This is a genomic window from Occultella gossypii (assembly GCF_019947135.1).
GTDB classification, from domain to species: domain Bacteria; phylum Actinomycetota; class Actinomycetes; order Actinomycetales; family Beutenbergiaceae; genus Occultella; species Occultella gossypii.
Genome location: NZ_JAGSHT010000018.1, coordinates 114,598 through 132,173 on the forward strand (window position 1 = coordinate 114,598; position 17,576 = coordinate 132,173).

General features: G+C 71.8%; 20 protein-coding genes. 9 read left to right on the forward strand and 11 right to left on the reverse strand.

Going from position 1 to position 17,576, the window contains the following annotated elements:
• Positions 1 to 63 precede the first annotated feature (63 nt).
• Positions 64 to 870, forward strand: a complete 807-nt coding sequence (locus KCQ71_RS19385; protein WP_223408994.1) for a class I SAM-dependent methyltransferase — start codon at positions 64 to 66, stop codon at positions 868 to 870.
• Between the two features lie 90 nt (positions 871 to 960).
• Positions 961 to 1,653, forward strand: coding sequence for a class I SAM-dependent methyltransferase (locus KCQ71_RS19390; protein ID WP_223408996.1), 693 nt, complete (start codon positions 961 to 963; stop codon positions 1,651 to 1,653).
• A 25-nt stretch (positions 1,654 to 1,678) separates the two neighbouring features.
• Here the strand turns inward: KCQ71_RS19390 and KCQ71_RS19395 are convergent, their stop codons facing one another.
• The 3 genes from KCQ71_RS19395 to rnhA form a co-directional block, all read right to left on the reverse strand.
• Positions 1,679 to 2,956 carry an AI-2E family transporter gene (locus KCQ71_RS19395; RefSeq protein ID WP_223408998.1) on the reverse strand — a complete coding sequence of 426 codons (1,278 nt, stop codon included), beginning with the start codon at positions 2,954 to 2,956 and terminating at the stop codon, positions 1,679 to 1,681.
• A gap of 125 nt (positions 2,957 to 3,081) precedes the next feature.
• Entirely contained in the window at positions 3,082 to 3,870 is a 789-nt protein-coding gene (locus tag KCQ71_RS19400) for a TMEM165/GDT1 family protein (protein ID WP_223409000.1), read from the reverse strand.
• A 163-nt stretch (positions 3,871 to 4,033) separates the two neighbouring features.
• Complete coding sequence (rnhA, locus tag KCQ71_RS19405; protein ID WP_223409002.1) at positions 4,034 to 4,495, reverse strand: ribonuclease HI; 462 nt, start codon at positions 4,493 to 4,495, stop codon at positions 4,034 to 4,036.
• A gap of 111 nt (positions 4,496 to 4,606) precedes the next feature.
• On the opposite strand from rnhA, the gene KCQ71_RS19410 reads away from it, so the two are divergent.
• From KCQ71_RS19410 to KCQ71_RS19420, 3 genes are read left to right on the forward strand one after another with little or no spacing between them, the layout of a single operon-like run.
• A complete protein-coding gene (locus KCQ71_RS19410) occupies positions 4,607 to 5,251 on the forward strand; it encodes a molybdopterin-dependent oxidoreductase (protein WP_223409004.1) in 645 nt (214 codons plus the stop codon).
• Positions 5,221 to 5,961 (forward strand): ferredoxin reductase, encoded by a 741-nt coding sequence (locus tag KCQ71_RS19415; protein ID WP_223409006.1) that lies wholly within the window; start codon positions 5,221 to 5,223, stop codon positions 5,959 to 5,961. Before KCQ71_RS19410 ends, KCQ71_RS19415 begins: the two co-directional genes overlap by 31 nt.
• Positions 5,961 to 6,242 (forward strand): DUF6510 family protein, encoded by a 282-nt coding sequence (locus tag KCQ71_RS19420; protein WP_223409008.1) that lies wholly within the window; start codon positions 5,961 to 5,963, stop codon positions 6,240 to 6,242. The genes KCQ71_RS19415 and KCQ71_RS19420 overlap by 1 nt, the downstream gene beginning before the upstream one ends.
• On the opposite strand, the gene KCQ71_RS19425 is transcribed toward KCQ71_RS19420, so the two are convergent.
• From KCQ71_RS19425 to KCQ71_RS19455, 7 genes are all read right to left on the reverse strand, one after another.
• A complete protein-coding gene (locus tag KCQ71_RS19425) occupies positions 6,226 to 6,780 on the reverse strand; it encodes a GNAT family N-acetyltransferase (RefSeq protein ID WP_223409010.1) in 555 nt (184 codons plus the stop codon). The two genes, KCQ71_RS19420 and KCQ71_RS19425, sit on opposite strands and share 17 nt — an antisense overlap.
• 14 nt (positions 6,781 to 6,794) lie before the next feature.
• Positions 6,795 to 7,478 (reverse strand): phosphoribosylformylglycinamidine synthase subunit PurQ, encoded by a 684-nt coding sequence (gene purQ / locus KCQ71_RS19430; protein WP_223409011.1) that lies wholly within the window; start codon positions 7,476 to 7,478, stop codon positions 6,795 to 6,797.
• Complete coding sequence (gene purS, locus KCQ71_RS19435) at positions 7,478 to 7,732, reverse strand: phosphoribosylformylglycinamidine synthase subunit PurS (RefSeq protein ID WP_223409013.1); 255 nt, start codon at positions 7,730 to 7,732, stop codon at positions 7,478 to 7,480. Before purS ends, purQ begins: the two co-directional genes overlap by 1 nt.
• Before the next feature lie 101 nt (positions 7,733 to 7,833).
• On the reverse strand, positions 7,834 to 8,385 hold the full coding sequence (locus KCQ71_RS19440; protein ID WP_223409015.1) for a TOPRIM nucleotidyl transferase/hydrolase domain-containing protein: 552 nt from the start codon (positions 8,383 to 8,385) through the stop codon (positions 7,834 to 7,836).
• Between the two features lie 8 nt (positions 8,386 to 8,393).
• A complete protein-coding gene (locus KCQ71_RS19445) occupies positions 8,394 to 9,293 on the reverse strand; it encodes a phosphoribosylaminoimidazolesuccinocarboxamide synthase (protein ID WP_223409017.1) in 900 nt (299 codons plus the stop codon).
• Positions 9,294 to 9,341: 48 nt separating this feature from the next.
• Positions 9,342 to 12,062 carry a multicopper oxidase domain-containing protein gene (locus KCQ71_RS19450; RefSeq protein WP_223409019.1) on the reverse strand — a complete coding sequence of 907 codons (2,721 nt, stop codon included), beginning with the start codon at positions 12,060 to 12,062 and terminating at the stop codon, positions 9,342 to 9,344.
• A gap of 2 nt (positions 12,063 to 12,064) precedes the next feature.
• Entirely contained in the window at positions 12,065 to 12,784 is a 720-nt protein-coding gene (locus KCQ71_RS19455; protein WP_223409021.1) for a helix-turn-helix transcriptional regulator, read from the reverse strand.
• A 130-nt stretch (positions 12,785 to 12,914) separates the two neighbouring features.
• Here KCQ71_RS19455 and KCQ71_RS27730 point away from each other — a divergent pair, with 130 nt between their 5' ends.
• The 4 genes from KCQ71_RS27730 (at position 12,915) to KCQ71_RS19475 (ending at position 16,296) form a co-directional block, all read left to right on the forward strand.
• Positions 12,915 to 13,793 (forward strand): DUF2249 domain-containing protein, encoded by an 879-nt coding sequence (locus tag KCQ71_RS27730; RefSeq protein WP_308116664.1) that lies wholly within the window; start codon positions 12,915 to 12,917, stop codon positions 13,791 to 13,793.
• A gap of 152 nt (positions 13,794 to 13,945) precedes the next feature.
• Positions 13,946 to 15,064, forward strand: a complete 1,119-nt coding sequence (locus KCQ71_RS19465; protein ID WP_223409023.1) for a TNT domain-containing protein — start codon at positions 13,946 to 13,948, stop codon at positions 15,062 to 15,064.
• A 99-nt stretch (positions 15,065 to 15,163) separates the two neighbouring features.
• Positions 15,164 to 15,697: a sigma-70 family RNA polymerase sigma factor gene (locus tag KCQ71_RS19470; RefSeq protein WP_223409025.1), complete on the forward strand. Its 534-nt coding sequence runs from the start codon at positions 15,164 to 15,166 to the stop codon at positions 15,695 to 15,697.
• Positions 15,694 to 16,296 carry a hypothetical protein gene (locus tag KCQ71_RS19475; RefSeq protein WP_223409027.1) on the forward strand — a complete coding sequence of 201 codons (603 nt, stop codon included), beginning with the start codon at positions 15,694 to 15,696 and terminating at the stop codon, positions 16,294 to 16,296. The genes KCQ71_RS19470 and KCQ71_RS19475 overlap by 4 nt, the downstream gene beginning before the upstream one ends.
• Before the next feature lie 39 nt (positions 16,297 to 16,335).
• On the opposite strand, the gene KCQ71_RS19480 is transcribed toward KCQ71_RS19475, so the two are convergent.
• The gene (locus tag KCQ71_RS19480; protein ID WP_223409029.1) at positions 16,336 to 17,553 is read right to left on the reverse strand and encodes a glycosyltransferase; all 1,218 of its coding nucleotides are present in this window, start codon (positions 17,551 to 17,553) and stop codon (positions 16,336 to 16,338) included.
• Between the last annotated feature and the right edge of the window lie 23 nt (positions 17,554 to 17,576).

Below are 17,576 nucleotides of genomic sequence, written 5' to 3' on the forward strand. Positions count from 1 at the left end.
GGTCATGCACATGCCGACCGAGGCCGACCGATCGACGCGACGTGACAACATCCGCGGCTACGCATGAACCCGTTCGATGCCGCCGGCGCCGACTTCCTCCGGCTCGCGCCGCTGCTGTGGGACCCTACGTCGGCGGCTCTGGTCGAGGTGGCCGCACCGGAGCCGGGCGACCGGGTCCTGGACGCCTGCTGCGGTGTCGGGTCCTCAGCCCTCCCGGCCGCGGTCGCGATCGGCCCGGACGGTCGCCTCGACGCCGTCGACACGTCCGTGGCCCTCGTCGACATCCTGCGCCACCGGCCGGAGCGGCCGCCGTGGTTGCATCCCCATCTGCACGACGTCACGACCTGGCGGCGCCCTTCGGGTGGGTACGACGTGGTCCAGTGCGCGTTGGGGATCTTCTTCTTCCCCGTGATGGCCGACGGCGTCGCGCACCTCATCTCGTTGGCCCGCCCTGGGGGGCGGGTCGTGCTGTCGGTCTGGCGACGGGGCTCCCTGGTCGAGGTCGGCGAGGCCCTACTGACGGCGTACCGGCGCACCACCGGGACCGATGTCGATCGGCCGCACTCCCCGATCGCGGCGATCGACGAGGTGGACGCGCTGCGCGCGTGGTCGGTCGACCGCGGGCTGTCCGACGTCATCGTCACCGAGCACTCGCTGCACCTCGATGTGGACGCGGAGCAGGCGTGGCTGATCGTCGTGGGTAGCGGCTGGCGGGGCCTGGTCGAGTCGCTCCCTGCCGCGGGACGGCAACGGTTGCGAGCGGCCTTCGCCGACGAGCTCGGGCGCCGCGGCGTCCAGACGGTCCAGGCGAGCACGATGGTCGTGAGTGGCACGGTCCCACCGAGGCGGGCCGGACCGTCCCTCGGATAGCGACCGCACTCGACGTTTTGCCGGTCCGGCAACGGGAGTTGTCGAAACACCCACGGGACCTCAGGCTTGGCGTTGACGAGAGGAGCCCGGGTGGACCAGGCGATGTGGGACGAGATCTACGCCGAGCGGAACTGGAGCGGTGCGGTCAACGGCGCCCTGGCGGTCGAGGCCGCCGGCCTCGAACCGGGACGGGCGCTGGATGTGGGCTCCGGCGAGGGCGGGGATGCGCTCTGGCTCGCGGCCCGCGGATGGCGCGTGACGGCGACGGACATCTCCCCGGTCGCACTCGAGCGCGCGGCCGCGTCCGTGACCGCGGAGCACGGGGATCGGATCGAGTGGGTCCACGTCGACCTGACCGCCGAAGCTCCCGAGCCGGGCGGGTACGACCTGGTCTCCCTGATGTACTTCCCGCTGCTGCGCAGCCAGGGCCCGACGGCGATGCGCGCCCTGACCGATGCCGTTGCCCCGGGTGGGTTGTTCCTCATGGTCGGGCACGACCTGGGCGCACCTGCGGACCAGCCGGCCGCAGGGCCCGGCCATGGTCACGGCCACAACCACGACCACGACGCGCCCGCCGGTGCCGATCCGGACGGCGGCAGCCCGTCACGGCAATGGCGAGGGCCGGATCCCAGTGAGTTCCTGCGCCCGGAGGAGTTCGCCGCGACGCTGGGCGAGGGCTGGCAGGTCGAGACGCTGGAGACCCGTCCGCGGGTGGTCCCGACGAGCGGGGCGGGCGTCGGCCATGTGGACGACGTGGTGCTGCGCGCGCGCCGGACCGCCTGACTCATCCGAAGGTCCGCGCCGGACGTCACGCCTGCGGGCGCCGTTCCTCACCCGGATCGTCATCGCGACCGGCACCTGACTCCTCGGGGCCGTCCGCGACGGACCCGCCGGTCGTGCTCACGGTGACCTCGGTCTCGGCCGGTTCCAGCCCCGATTCGCCGTCGACCTCGTCCGGGCCGACCGCCTCGGGCTGCGGATCGGCGTCGGCCGCGGCGTCCCGGAACCGGGCGAGCTGTTTTCGCGCCTCGGAGTCGGTGACCAGGTAGGCGCTGATCCACCGGGACGCGGGGTGGGCATCCACGAGGACCGCCTTGGCGAAGAGGGTCAGTGGGACCGCGAGGATGGCGCCGAGCGGGCCCACCACCAGGGTCCAGAACGTCAGGCTGAGGAAGCTGACCACCGGACTCAGGCCGACCGCGTCGCCGGTGACCTTCGGCTGGATGATCGTCTGCACGGTGAAGTTGAGCACCGAGTAGACGACGATCACCCAGATCATCTGGCTCACCCCGCCGTCGACCAGGGCGATCAGCGCCGGTGGGATCAGGCCGAGGACGAACCCCACGTTCGGGATGTAGTTGGTCACGAAGGCGAGCACGCCCCACACCAGGACCATCGGCACCCCGATGATCGACAGTGCGATCACGTCCAGAACGGCCACGATGAGGCCGAACACGGTCGCGACGATCCAGTACTTGCGAACGCCGGTGACGAAGTCGGTCAGGGCGGCGGTGAGGTTGGGACGTTGGGAGACCGACAGCTCGAACCTGCGCCCGACGTTGGTCGAGTCGATGGCCAGGAAGAACATGACGACCAGCAGCAGAGCCGCCTGGCCGCCTGCGGATGACATTCCCTCCAGCACGGTGCCGAGCAGCCCGACGATCCGGTTCAGGTCGAAGTCGCCGAGCACCCCTTCGAGCGTCCGCTCGTCGACCCCGAACTGGCTCAGCCACTCGATCAGGTCCGCGTAGATCGCTTGGAACCGATACGAGTAGGCCGGCAGTTCGGCGACGAGGCGGGCGATCGACAGGGCCAGCATGATCACCAGCGCGACGAGGATCACGTACAGGAACAGCAACACCAGGATCGCTGCGACCATCGGGTGGACCCGGTGCCTGGTCAGCCACATCTGCAGGGGCCGGGCGGACACGATGAGCGTGAGCGCGAAGAACGTGGGCGCGATGATGCTGGACGCGAAGTGCAGGCCGACCGCGGCAATCGTGAGCCCCCCGAGCACGAGGGCCGTGGTCTGCAGAGAGGGCCGCGAGTTGACCTCGAGGACGCCCGTTCCTGACTGGGTGGACATGCTGCTCCTGTGCTGTGACCCGCTGACGATGACGCGGCGAGGGCTGCCCCGCGCGGCAAGTCTTCCACGCCGGGACTCTGCTTTCGTGAAGCGCCGCCCGGCGGCCGCCAGGCAACTGCCGCCGGTCAGCGACCTGTGACCAGCGTGTCCTCGGTGGCCTCGGCGTCGACGGCCGGTTCGATCGCGGCGGATGGGTCGACGGCGGCAGGCTCGGCACCCGGGCCGACGTCTTCGGCCGCACCCTCGCCCGCGCCGGCGACGTACGGCCGGTTGCGCTGGGCGATCCAGACCGCGGCGGCACCGAGGACCACCAGCACGGCGCCTACCGGGCCGGCCGGGGTGCCGGGCACGATCGCGTCGAGGAGCAGCCAGCCACCGAACGCGAAGAACAGCACGGCAGCGCCGAGCTGGATGACGTGCTCCGGCAGGTGCTTGCCGAGAACGGCGCCCACGACGATGGCCAGTGCGTCAGCGGCGACCATGCCGAGGGTGGAGCCGATCCAGACCCCGGCCCAGTCGTGGTCGGTGGCGAGCGCGACGGTGGCGAGCATCGTCTTGTCGCCGAGTTCGGCGAGGAAGAACGCGGAGGCGACGGCGATGAAGGCCGACTTCTTCACGCGGGCGGCCTTGGCCCCCTCGTCGTCGCTGAGGCTGTCACCGCGCAACGTCCAGAACCCGAAGAAGATGAACGCCAGTCCACCGATGACGGCGATCAGGCCGGTCGGGATGGCGTTCGCGAGGAGGTGGCCGAGGCCGACGGAGGCGACGTGCACCAGGGCCGTTGCGGCCGTGATCCCGCCGAGGACCACCCACCAGCGGTAGCGCAGCGCGAACGTCATGGCCATCAACTGCGACTTGTCCCCCAGTTCGGCGACGAAGATCACGGCGAAACTCAGCACGAGCGCAGACAGCACGAAGTAAACCCCTCATCGATCGCGGGGAATGCCCCGCGCTCAATGACATTACGCGCGCGTTCGACGCGGAATCAAATCCCGCGAAGTATTCGCATAACCGAATTCTCGAATGGTGAGAATGTTCGCCTCTGCGAAAAATGATGAATTCGGTTCCCCGAACTATTCACCCGGCCGCGGCACGCACCGCGTCCACCCCGCGGTTGGCGAGTTGGTCGGCACGCTCATTGCCCGGATCGCCCGAGTGGCCCTTGACCCAGACCCAATGCACCGTGTGCCGGGCCACCTGCTCGTCGAGGGACTTCCACAGTTCCACGTTCTTGACGGGCTTCTTGTCCGCGGTGCGCCAGCCATTACGTTTCCAGCCGGCCAGCCAGGTCTTCATCCCGTTCATCACGTAGGAGGAGTCCACGTGCACAGTCACCTCGCACGGTTGGTTCAGCGCACGCAGGCCCTCGATGACGGCGGTGAGTTCCATCTTGTTGTTCGTGGTCAGTTCCTCGCCACCGAACAATTCGCGCTCGTGTTCACCGAAGCGCATCCAGGCGCCCCACCCGCCAACTCCCGGGTTGCCCTTGCAGGCACCGTCGGTCCACATCGACACCGCAGGGAGTTCGGGTTCAGCCATGACTGGCACCCTAGATCGTCGGAGCGGGTCGAGTCATACCGGCGGCCGCCAGCACTGGTGCCCGGCCCGGCCGGGCGTCTACGTTGGGCATCATCGAGACAGGATGTGGCCATGGGCACGAACGACATCGATCCGGACACCGGCACCGCGCCGCGATTCGTCTCGCGCGGCTTCACGGGACGGGCCCGCCGGCCACGTTCGGCCCGCCTCCCGCCGGGACAGTACGACGTAGGCAGCGGGTTCCCGGTGCTCTCCGCCGGCCCCACACCCAATACCCACCTGTCCCGCTGGGACTTCACCGTCCAGGGCCAGGTGGATCGGGTGCGGCACTACTCCTGGGCGGACTTCAGAGCGCTGCCACGCGAACCGGTCGAGGTCGACATCCACTGCGTCACGAGCTGGTCCAAGTTCGACACCCGGTGGGAGGGCGTCTCCGTGGATACCTTGCTCGGGGACGTCGAGTCCGGGGCCGAGTACGCGCTCGCATTCAGCGACGGCGGTTACACCACCAATCTGCCGTTGGCCGATATCACCGGCGGCCGCGCCTGGGTCGTGGACACCTACGACGGCGCGCCGCTGCGACCCGAGCACGGCGGCCCGGCCAGGCTGCTGGTGCCGCACCTGTACTTCTGGAAGTCCGCCAAATGGGTGCGCGGACTTGTCCTGGGCGAGGTCGAGGAGCTCGGCTTCTGGGAGAGGTTCGGCTACCACCGATACGGAGACCCATGGCGCCAGCAGCGCTACGCCGGCGACTGAACTGGCAGTTGGCCGAGGTGCTGAGTGTCACCACCGAGACGCCGACGGCGAGGCGGCTCCGCCTCGCCGTGCACGACTGGGCGGGGCACGCCGCCGGACAACACGTGGACGTGCGGCTGACCGCGCCGGACGGTTACACGGCACAGCGAAGCTACTCGATCGCGTCGCCGCCGCAGGCGCCGCACCTGGACCTGGTCGTCGAGCGACTCGAGAACGGTGAGGTGTCGGAGTACCTGACCGAGGAGTTGCGCAGCGGTGACCTACTCGAGCTGCGCGGGCCGATCGGTGGCTACTTCGTGTGGCCGGCGACGGCGGCCGGCCCGGTCCAGCTCATCGCTGGTGGCTCCGGCGTGGTTCCGTTCCTGTCGATGCTCGGCCACCATCGCGCCACCCGCAGCGAGATCCAGGTGCGGCTGCTGTACTCGGCAAGGACCGAGGCGGACCTGATCGGTACCGGTGAGCTCGCCGGCCCCGGAATCTCGACGACGCTGACCCTGACCCGCGCCGTACCGCCCGGTTGGGAGGGCCTGCGCCGCCGAGTGGACGTGACGATGCTCGCCGAGCACACACTCGCACCGGAACGCTCGCCGCTGGTGTTCGTGTGCGGGCCGACGGCCTTCGTCGAGACCGTGGCAGCCGGAATGCTCAGCCTCGGTCACGACCAGTCTCGGATCAAGACCGAACGCTTCGGAGCCACGGGAGGACCCTGATGAGCACGCCACCGAACCCGCCGGACAGACGGCTGGACATCAATGCGGCCGCCGGACCGCTGGCCGAGCTGTTCGCCGTGGACCTCACGCTGGCCACGGTCCAGTGCGACGGCTGCTCGAACACCACGGACCTGGCCCGGTACGACGTGTATGCCGATGGTCCCGGCCTGGTGATCCGCTGCCAGGGCTGCGACCACGTCGTGTTGCGCTACTCCACCGCCGGGGGCCGGTTGCGCCTGGACATGACCGGCACGCGCCTGCTCGTCATCCCGGGCGGGTGACCTGGCTTCGCTCCAGGGCGGCCGGGTGCGTGCTCAGGCTCTTGACCATGGCCCGATCGGTCTCGGTCGCCACCTGATCGGCCCCTACGGCGTCCGTCCAGGTGTAGGTCACGGTGGATCGCAGGCCGGTGTCGGTGTAGCCGAGCCGCTCGTACAGCGCCTGCGCCCGTGCGTTGTCGAGCCCGACGCCGAGGCACACCCGCGGATGCCCACGGCCGGCGATCCGGCACTCCGCCTCGGCGATCAGCGCGGTGCCGACGCCCCGGGACCTGGCCCGCTCGGCCACGTGCACCGTGGCGATCTCCGGGATCGGGCCGAGCTGGTCGGCGACGTCACCGTCGTGGTAGCCGTCCCAGTGGATGACGGCGGTGCCCACCGGGTCGCCGTTCGCGACCTTGGCCACGAGATAGTCGATGAGTCCGGCCGCGGCCCGCGCGTGCTGCGTCTCGTGGGCGCGCCCCGCAGGCAGGGCGGCCTCCAGGTCGGCAACATCCTCGGCCCGGCAGTCGCCGACCGTCACGTCGGGGATGGGCTGCACGGCGAGTGCGGAGGTCAGGTGCTGGCGAGCAGCGAGGAGAGCGCGGAGGTGAAGAACCGCAGACCGTCCGTGCCGGCGCCCTCGGGGCCGAACCCGGCCTCGACCGCGTGCTCGGGGTGCGGCATCAGGCCCACCACGTTGCCGCGGGCGTTCGTGATGCCGGCGATGTCCCGGCGGGAGCCGTTCGGGTTGCCGACGTAGCGGAACACGACGCGCGCCTCGCCCTCGAGCTCGTCGAGCGTGGCCTCGTCGGCGATGAACTGTCCGTCCTGGTTCTTCAGCGGGACCACGATCTCCTCGCCGGCCGCGTACTCGTTCGACCAGGCGGTGGTGTTGTTCTCCACCCGCAGTGTCTGGTCCTTGCACACGAAGGCGAGGCGTTCGTTCTTGATCATGGCGCCGGCGAGCAGGTGCGTCTCGCACAGGATCTGGAAGCCGTTGCAGATCCCGAGGACCGGCAGAGAGCCGTTCGCGGCGGCCACCACGGCGCCCATGATCGGGGCGAACCGGGAGATCGCCCCAGCGCGCAGGTAGTCACCGTAGGAGAAGCCGCCGGGCAGGATCACCGCGTCCACCTCGGCGAGGGAGTCGTCCGCATGCCACAGCCGCACGGGCTCCGCGCCGACGAGGCGCACCGCGCGGGCGGCGTCCCGGTCGTCGAGGCTGCCGGGGAACGTGATCACACCGATGCGGGCCATCAGTCCTCCTTGGCGACATGCACCGAGACGACGTCCTCGATGACCGGGTTGGAAAGCACCTCTTCGGCGGCCTTGCGGGCCGCGGCGAGGACCTCCTCGGTCGCCTCCCCGTCCACCTCGAGCTCGAACCGCTTGCCCTGACGCACCGACGCGAAGCCGGTGAACCCGAGCCTCGGCAACGCACCCGCGACCGCCTTGCCCTGGGGGTCCAGGATCTCCGGCTTCGGCATGATCTCCACGACGACACGTGCCATCTGAGCGGGACTCCCTGGTTCTACGAAAGGTGACGGGACGCCCCGATCCTACCGGCCGCCGTCGCCGGTCCGGCGAGGTGCCCGCAGAGCGGGCACGCGGCTCAGACAGCGCCGAGCACCCCGTCGAGCGGCGCGGGCACCCGGCCCAGGTCGAGCGCGTCGATGAGCGCCGGCGCGTAAGCGATCTTGCGGCCGCCGCGGGTGCCCAGGAACCGGCGGAGCTGGGCGTCCAGGGGCCGGTCCCGCTGGGCCGGCTGCTGCTGCATCGTCCGGAACGAGCCGAGCTCGCCGCGCTCGTCGATGACGGCCTCGACGGCGTCGGTGCCGAGCGCGCGGATCAGTTCGTCCTCGAGGTCGGCCACGCAGACGAAGAACCCGCACTGCTCCATCTGCGCTCGGGTCAGGTCCGCGCCGAGTCCGGCGGCGGCCAACCCGCGCCGGTAGTAGCCCACCTCCGCCGCGTCGCACAGGCCGGCGAGGTCGAGCCCGAGACCGCGCGGGCCGAGTCGCTCGAGATAGCGGCGGATGTTCGTGGCGCCACCCATCGCAACGACGGTGACGCCCTCGGCGGTCAGGTCCCGGCCGCGGCGGGCTGCGAGGCGTTCGAGCGCGGCACTGTCGCTGCGCCCCTCGACCAGCACGGCTGCCCGCATGGTTCGGGTCAGGCGCCGAACGTCAGGCCGGTGATCCGCTCGTAGGCCTCGACGTACCGGTCCCGGGTGCGGGCCACCACATCCGTGGGAAGCGGCGGTGGGGGCGTGTCCGAGTGCCGGTCCCACCCGGACTCCGGCGACGTCAACCAGTCCCGGACGAACTGCTTGTCGAAACTGGGCTGGGCGTGGCCGGGCTGCCACTGGTCGGCGGGCCAGTACCGGGACGAGTCCGGGGTGAGCACCTCGTCACCGAGGATCAGCTCGCCGCTATGCGGATCCGTGCCGAACTCGAGCTTGGTGTCCGCCAGGATCACACCGCGATCGGCCGCGATCTCCTCGGCGCGCGCGTAGACGGCGAGGGTGACGTCCCGCAGCCGGGTGGCGACGTCCTGACCGACCTGGGCGGCGACCACCTCGAACGAGACGTTCTCGTCGTGCTCGCCGACGGCCGCCTTGGTGGCCGGTGTGAAGATCGGTTCGGGCAGCCGCGAACCGTCCACGAGGCCCTCCGGCAGCGGCACGCCGCACACCTCACGGGTGGCCTCGTACTCCACTAGTCCGGAACCGGTGAGGTAGCCGCGGGCCACGCACTCCACCGGGTACATCTGGAGCCGGCGGCAGATCATCGCCCGGCCGGCGACCTGCTCGGGCACCTCGAGCGAGACCACGTGGTTGGCCACGAGCGGGCTCAGCTGGTCGAACCACCACAGGCTGAGCGCGGTGAGCACGGCGCCCTTGTCCGGGATCGTCGTGGGCAGGACGTGGTCGTAGGCGCTGATCCGGTCGCTGGCCACCACCAGGACGACGTCGGTAGCGCCGTCGTCCGGCACGTACAGGTCGCGGACCTTGCCCGAGTAGGTGTGCCGCCAGCCGGGCAGCGCGGGTGGGGTGGTCGCGGTGTCGGTCACGGGGACCAGTCTGGCACCATCACCGCGGCCACCGGCGCCGCGGCCCGCTCACGGCTCGGTCACCTCGAGGAACCCGTGCGCGCCACGTTCGGCATCGCTCATCACGTGGTTGACGACCGGGTAGCGGCCGGCCTCGGGCATCACGAGCTCCACGAACCCGCCCTGCGCGGCGCCGAGCGCGAGGGTCTGCGCGCCACCCCCGGTGGCCTCGTCCGGGGTGAGCAGGTAGGCGCCCTCGGCGAACACCGTGTCGAACTGGCCACCGACCACGTGGAACGAGGTGCCCCGGTTCGGCCCCGCCGCGAGGACCCAGATCCGCACCCGCTCCCCCACGACGGTCTCGAGCGGCGCGTGGTCGTAGGCGTTCGCGTACCCGTTGAAGACCACCAGGTCCGCCTCCCCCGCCGCGAGCTTCGCCGTGTCGACCTCGCCGCCCTGTTCACCGAGGTAGTACTCGGACTGGATCAGCACGTGTTCGCGGTCGACCGGCGCCAGGTCCGGCGGGTCGATGATCACGGCCCCGAACATGCCGTTCGCGATGTGGGCGCTCATCGGCATCGTGGCGCAGTGGTACATCCAGATCCCGGACCGGGTGGCCGCGAACGTGTAGGTGAGCGACTCCCCGGGCGCGATCGTGCGCATCGGCTCGTCCGGCGCCAGCGCCCCGGCGTGGAAGTCGATGGAATGCCCGATGGTGCCGTCGTTGACCAGCGTGATCACGAATGTGTCCCCGATCCGGCCGTGCAGCGTGGGGCCGGGCGCCGTCCCGTTGAACGTCCACAGCGTCTGGGTGACGCCGGGCGCGACCTCCGCCTCGGCCTCCCCGACCGTGAACGTGTACTCGTGCGTGGTGCCCGGTGGTATCGGGGGGACGACGGCGTCCGGCGCCTCCCAGCCCGGCGCGGGGGTCGCGCTCGGGTCCAGGTCGGCGGCCGCACCGGCGCCGGTGGTGCCGGTCATGTCGTGGCCGCCGTGCCCCGCCGCGCCGTCGGCGTCGGTGTCGCCCGTCGCGGCACCCGCGTCCGTGGCGCCGCCGGTCACCTGGATGGCGAGCACCATGCCCATCTGCCGGTGCCCGATCACCGAGCACCAGGCGTCGAGGGACCGGCCCACCACGCCGACGTCGATCGTGGCCGACTCTCCGGGGGCCAGCCGCCCCGAACTCATGCCGTTGTCGAGCACCAGGTCGTGCACCTGGGTCTCGTCGGTGTTCTGCACCTCGAGCACGAGCTGGTTCCCGGCCGGTACCTCGATCACGTCCGGCGTGAACCGCATGTCCGCGGCCTCGACCAGCACGGTGGTGGTCTGCCCTGTGCCGCCCGCCCCGGCATCCGCTCCCGCGCCCGCCCCGACGGCCGACGGGTCCGCGGCGACCGCCCCGGCGACCGCGAGCGCCACAACCGCCAGACCGGCCACGGCCTGGCTCCGATACCGGTGCGGCACCGGCGTGACCGGACCGGTCGCGGGCGGGGTCCGTCCAGCCGAGCGCGCCCGGCGGTTCGTCACCACGGCGGCCACGAGCAGCGGCAGGAAGGACCCGAGCCCGATCAGCACCGCGAACGAGGCCGCGACAAGTACCAGCGAGGGGACCGGTGCCACGCCGAGCACCAGTCCCGCGTTGGCGACGGCCACCCGCCACCCGGCGCCGCGCTCGATCGCGGTCATGGTCGCGCGCATGACCGCCGGGCCACCGCCGAGCACCACCGGCACCAGGTACGTCATCGCGCCGATGAGCACCTGTGCGGCGAACCCGGCTGCGAACGGGACCGTCACCGCGCCGACGGCGTCGGCCAGTTCGGCCCAGCCCGGGGTCCGCGCCACGATGACGACCAACTGGACGAGGCCGACCACCAGCCAGCACATCCCCGCCAACACGGACATGGTGGGCATCGCCGTCGGCGCCTTCGTGCGCGCCACCCGGACCATCGGCGCCCCGATCCAGGCGATCCCGACGAGGTAGCCGACCAACCCGGTCACGACCGCCACCCTGGACCCGGCCGCGGCCCCGACCCCGATCACCACGACCGAGCCCGCCAGGATCCACAACGCGCGCCGTGAGGCGACCTCGCCGTCGGGGTCGATCCGGGTGCGCAGCATCGTCGGCCAGAGCGTCACGAGCGTTCCGAGCACGGTGAGGCCGACGAAGCCGAGGAGGTTCACGGCCACATGCGCCACCTGCAGGCGCGCCTGCCATTCGTCGGCGAGGCCGTGGGCCATGAGCGCGCCCAAGCCGGCGCCCACCGGCAGCAGCCACGATGCGACCACGTAGTAGCGGATCGTGGAGGCGAACCGGGAGGAGAGGGCGCGCCGCGCCCGCAGCGCCAGCGCCGTCCCATGCGCGGCAATCGCGGCGCCGACCACGATCGCGCCGGCGAGCACCAGTGGCCAGATCCCGGCGACCACCCCGGCGACGGTGGCCACCACGCCGATGTTGAGGGCGACGGCGCGCACCGTCTGCCAGCGCCGGGAGGTCGGCCGGTGGCGCAGCAGTGCGTCCGTGAAGTGGGCGCTCCACACTCCGATCGCGTTCGTCACGGCGCCGAGCAGCAGCAGGTGCACGAGGAGCCAGCGCTGCTCAGGGATCCATCGGTGCGCGATGGCGACGACCACGACGGCGAGCAGCCAGAACGCGACCGGCGCGTTCGCGCGCAGGTGGTGGCGGGAGCGGTCCGGTAGCGGCGGCAGCGGCGCGCGGCCACCACGCCCGTCCTCGGACGGTGGAGGGCCGACGAGGGCGGCCGGGAGCCGGGGAGCGGGTCGTGACCGCACGCTCAGTCCTTGGACCCGGGCACACGCACGGGCAGCTGCTCGGGCAGGTGGAGCACGCACGCCCCCCGCTCGGCGAACGGCTCGAGACTCACCCCGACCGGGTCCGCACCCGACTCCTCCAGCAAACCCTGGACCATGCCCAGGTGCACGCCGCAGACCACGTGCTCGTGGCGGTGGGCGGCCTCCAGGAGTGGGCACCGGCGCAGCCGGACCACATCCGAGCCATGCGCCGGGTCGGGGTCGAAGCCGAGTCCGTCCAGCGTGTCGAGCACGTCGTCGTAGGCGTCCCCGGAGTCGGCGGGACCGGCGTCTGCGGGACCGGCGTCGGCGAGGCCGAGCGCCATGGACGGACGTGCGGACGCCTGACGAGCCGCCGATCGACGTGCCAGGTCCTGACCCCAGTACCGGCCTGCCGTGATCCCGGCCGCCTGCGGATCCGCACTGGTCCGAGCGATCTGGGCCGCGAGCGCGGTCGCCAGGCCCACATACTCCTGCGTCGCCATCGGCGCGTCCGGCTCGGTGGCGGCATACAGCCAGGCCGGCCGACCCCGCCCTTTCGCTGCGGCCCGCGTGCGCGTGGCCAATCCGACGTCGATGAGGGCGTCGAGGTGCTCGCGCACGGTGTTCTGGTGCTGGTGCAACGCCTGAGCGAGGGCGCCGACGGTGCACGGCGCGGACTGCTGCGCAAGCAGGTCGAGCACGGTTCCGCGAGCCGCGCTCATCGGTCTGTGCACCGTCGCCGGCGGCGTCACCGGCCGCGGTCCAAGGTCCGACGGCCGACCTCGATTAATTATCACGGAATACAGTGTATTAAAGTTCTGGAGCCACGACACACCACTCCCGGAGGACGTCATGACCACGCTCGTTGTCGCCAGCACCCAGGCCGACGCCACCGCCGTCGAGGAGATCCGCGCTCGGCACGCGGAACTCGGGGCAGCGCTGCGGGGGCGCACCGACGCCTTGTTCGCCGCCGCCGCAGGTGGCGCCACCGCGGGCGCCGCCACCGACGCCCAGGCCGCCCGGCGCGAGGTGCAGGAGTTCACCGCCGCCACCGTGCTGCCCCATCTGACCCGGCTGGCCGCCGACACCCTCGCGAAGGCCCGCGAGCATGACGAGACCCGACTCCTGGCGCAGAGCCTCGCGGCCCAGCAGGCCGGCATCGTCGGCGCGGCACAGTCGCTCGCCCACGCGCCGGACCCGATCGCCGGTGTCGCGGCGGCGGGCGCTCTGACCGCGCTCACCACCGCCCATCTCGCCGACGTCGACGACCATCTGCTGCCCGCCCTGGCTGCGCTGCCGGGGGTGTCGCTCGCCGACCTGGCCGCGGCCCTGCCGACGCCCACCACGACCACCACCGGCACCGGAGCACCGGAGCCGGCCACAGCCGACGAGAGCGCGGGGACCGACCCGGCCCTCGCCGTCGGGCCGGACCCTGCGGAGCCGACCCCCGCCGTCGAGCCGGCAACCGGCCATGGCCACAGCTGCGCGTGCGGCGGCACCGAGGCACCGGAGCCGGAACTGGATGCGCGGGCCGTGCCGCACGCGATCCGGCACGCGACCGTCTTCGGAGCGCTCGACGCGGTGCAGCCGGGTGGGTCGATGATCCTCGTCGCGCCCCATGACCCGCTGCCGCTGCTCGCCCAGCTGGAGCGGCGCCGGCCCGGCGCGTTCGGTGTGGCCTATATCGAGCAGGGTCCGCAGGATTGGCGGCTGCGGTTCACGCGGAACTGAGCGATTCCGCGGCGCGCCCCGGCCGTATCCGGCGTCACCGGCGCAACCGTGCTCCGACCAACGCTGCGTCACTGATTCGCGTGACGGGTCAGTGACGCAGCAGCGCACCCCGGCCCCGGTCTGCCCCGGGTCCGGGCGGCATAATGCCTGGCATGGAACTCGACGCCATCTCCGACCTCACGGAGCAGTTGGGGCGGGCGCTGGTCACCGCAGCGACCGTCGAGGCGGGCACCCGGTCCTGGCTGAGGTTCGACGTCGAGTGGTCCCAGGCCGGCACGCAACACAGCGGGCGGGCGTTCCTGACCGACACCGGACACGCGGCCCCGCGACCCGTGCGGGTGCCGGACGCCGCCGTCGGGGCGCTGGCCGCGCTGCGCGCGCACATGACCGCACCCGGCAAGGGCACGTGGCTGTCTGTGGCGGCGTCGATGACCTCGCCGGGATCGCTCGACGTCAGCTACAACTACGACCGCCGACCGTACTGGAACTCGACCACCGGCTCGATGCTGGATGTGCCGGATGAGCCCCCGGTGCCCACCGACGAGAGGTGGTTGGCGGATCTGCGCCGCCACCCGCGGGAGCGCGACCTGGTGCCCGCCTGGCTGACCCCGGATCAGGTGGAGGGCGAGGAGTCGGCCCGGCTGCGTGCCGCGCTGGGCACGATCGGGCACCCGCAGCGCGGGGTCGTGCTGCCCGGCGACGACCCGAACGCTGCGCTCGAGGGCACGATCGAGGTGATCCGCTACGGCCCCCGCCATTACGGGGTGCAGATCGAGGACTACGGCCAGCACGAACTGCTCGCCGAACACTTCACCGAGCGCGACGCCTGCGCGACGGTCTGGGGCTACCTCACCGCGCCGATGCCGCAACCGCTCCAGATCCCGACGGCGGAACTCGCCCAGCGCGCGCAGGCCGCCCAGCGCAGTTACACCGATCTGCACGCTCGGCTCATCCAGGCGGGGCCCGGTGGCATCATCACGAACCTCGCCGGCGGGGTGCCCTACGACCGGATCGGGGTGCTCGACGGCCTGTACTTCTATCCCTGGCGCACGCCCTGGGAGCATCGTTCACTGCCGCCTGCTGCCGCGGGCGAGGGCGCCCAGGAGATCATCCTGATGGCGATGCAGCCGGTCGAGGTGCAGGCCGAGATCGTGCCGCCGTGGTTCGACCAGCCCGGCGGCGGCATCCGGTTCCACGTGGAGGGCAAGGGCCGCGGGGTGCGCGACCTGGTCCGCGCGGGGGTGCTGCGTCGGGTCCTGCCGGTGAACTGACCACGCCCGCTGCCTGATCCGACGGATCGGCCCGGCTGTAACCTTTCGCGACCGGTGTGCGTGTGAGTGGGTGTGGACCACATGCGAGACGGAGGTGTCATGGACGGGCCCGAACTCGCCTTCGCCGACGAGGACCCGGACATTGCCTTCGAGGTATTCGTCCGGGAACGCGGCCCCGCGCTGTACCGGGCAGCCTGGGCGCTCGCGCTCGACCGAGCCGACGCCGAGGACCTGACCCAGGAGGCCCTGGCCCGCACCTACCGGCACTGGCGACGGATCCGGCGAGCGGACACCGACCCGTTCGCGTACGCCCGCCGGACCCTGGTCAACCTCCGGGTCGATCGCTGGCGGCGGCGCAGCCGGGAGTCCGCGACGCTGCGCGAGTACGTGAGCGACAGGCGAGTGCCGGAGGTGGCATCGGGCGTCGAGGACCGCGCCGAGCTGGCCGGCCTGCTCGACCGCCTCTCGCTGCCCCAGCGTCGCGTCGTGGTGCTGCGGTACGTCCTGGATCTTCCCGTCGCGGTGGTGGCGCGGGAACTGCGCATGAGCGAGAGCAACGTCAAGACCACGTGTTCGCGCGCACTCGCCGTCATGCGTGCCGACCGGACCCCGACCATCCTGGAGGAATCATGAAGAACGTCGAACAACTCCTTCGTGAAGTACCCGCCGCGCTGCCCGAGCCCGACCTCGACCCCGCGGCGATCCGGGTGCGTGCTCGCCGCTCGCGGCACCGGTCCGCCCTGGTGGTGAGCGCCGCCTGCACCGTTCTGGTCGCGGCCGTGATCGTGGGCGCCCTTCAGCTCGGCGACCGAACCCCCACGATCCTTCGGGGCACGATGGACCCGTCCACGAGTCAGCTGCCGACGGGCTCCCCGTCGGACGAGAGTCCGGCCCTGCCCGTGATCGTCGTGGAAGAGCCGGCGTCCGTCCAGATCCGCATGCAGGCCCGGATCGAGGGGGTTCTGGAGGTGAGCGACGACGGGTGCGTCGGCATTCAGGACGTGATCGGCTCCTTCTCCCTCGCCGCGTTCCCCACCGGGACGACCATCGGCCTCGAGGGTGACGCCCTCGTCGTGACGTTCCCGAGCGGAACCGGTGTGCCGGTCGGCACGCAGGTGGTCGGCGGGGGCGGCTGGTACAACGACCGGGCGTTCGCGGAGACGCTCCTGCCCGATGACCTGCCCGAGACGTGCCGCTCGCTCCCCCTGGTCCAGTTCTACCTGGAGGACTAGGGTCTCCGCCACCGTAGCGAGGAGGACCGCGCAACACCGTCAGGCGGCGGGTTCGGCCGCGCCCCGGAGCGCTGCGTCGTAGACCTGCTCAATCGCCCGGACCGGCACCGCGGCGCTGGAGCGTGCGGCCAGCATCGCCGCGCTGGCGCGGGTGACCTCGCCCGGGTGGGCACGCAGCCGGTCAAGGACCTGCACGATCCCGGCGGCGTCCGGGGTCGGGGTGCAGAAACCGGCACCGTCCGGGACCACCTCGGCGAGGTCCGGGTCGCAGTGGAGCACCGGCAGCCCGGCGGCGATCGCTTCGAGGATCACCATCGGCTGGTTGTCGAAGTCCACCGAGGAGGAGACCAGCAGGTGGCTGCGCCGCATCGCGGTGAAGACCTCCTCCTGCGGCACCGCCCCGTGCAGGCTCACCGGGAGCCCGGCCGCGGCCCGGGATACCGCCCGACGCGCCACGCCGTCGCCGTAGACGTCCGCCCTGACTCCCCCACCGGCCGTCCGCATGGCCTCGACGAAGACCTCCGGCCGCTTCTCCGGGGAGAGCCGGCCCACCCACAGCAGCCGCAGCTCCGCCCCCGGCTCCGGCGCCCGGAGGGCGGCATCCCCGATCCGCTCGAGCACGCTCGGCTCCACCCCGTTGGAGACCACCGTGATCGGGGTCGTGACGCCCACCCCGGTCAGCTTGCGAGCGAAGTGCGCGGACGGCACGACCACGTGGTCGCTCGCCCGGGCCTGCGCCGCCATCAGCCGCCACATGCGTCGCGCCGTGCGGGTTTGCGTGTAGGGCTGGGTGCCCGCGACCCGCACACCGCGGTGGGGCAGCTGCCGGTGGTGCAGCCAGGCGAGCAGCGGCGTGCTCAGCGCCGGGGCCGGCAGCACCGACGCCGTGTACACGTCGATCCGCCCGTGCATCGTGTGCACCACCGGCAGGCCGAGCTCATCCGCCACCCGGAACCCGCCCAACGCCGCGAACATCTCCGAGTGGGTGTGCACCACCTGCACGCCCCGGCGGCGGAACTCGCGCCGAAGTACGTCCCGGACCCGGGCCGGCGACCACGCGAACGGATACCCATCCGGTCGGAACACCCCGGAGATCGGTAGGCCCACGATGCCCGGGTCCTCCGACGGGCCAGCCAGCGGACAGCACACGACCACCTCATGGCCGGCCCGTTCGAGGCCCTCCCGCAGCGCCTTCACCGCCGTCTGCACCCCGCCGAGCGTGGGCAGGTAGTAGTCGGTGACGAGGGCTACCCGCATTCGGCGAGCGTATCGTCCGTAGG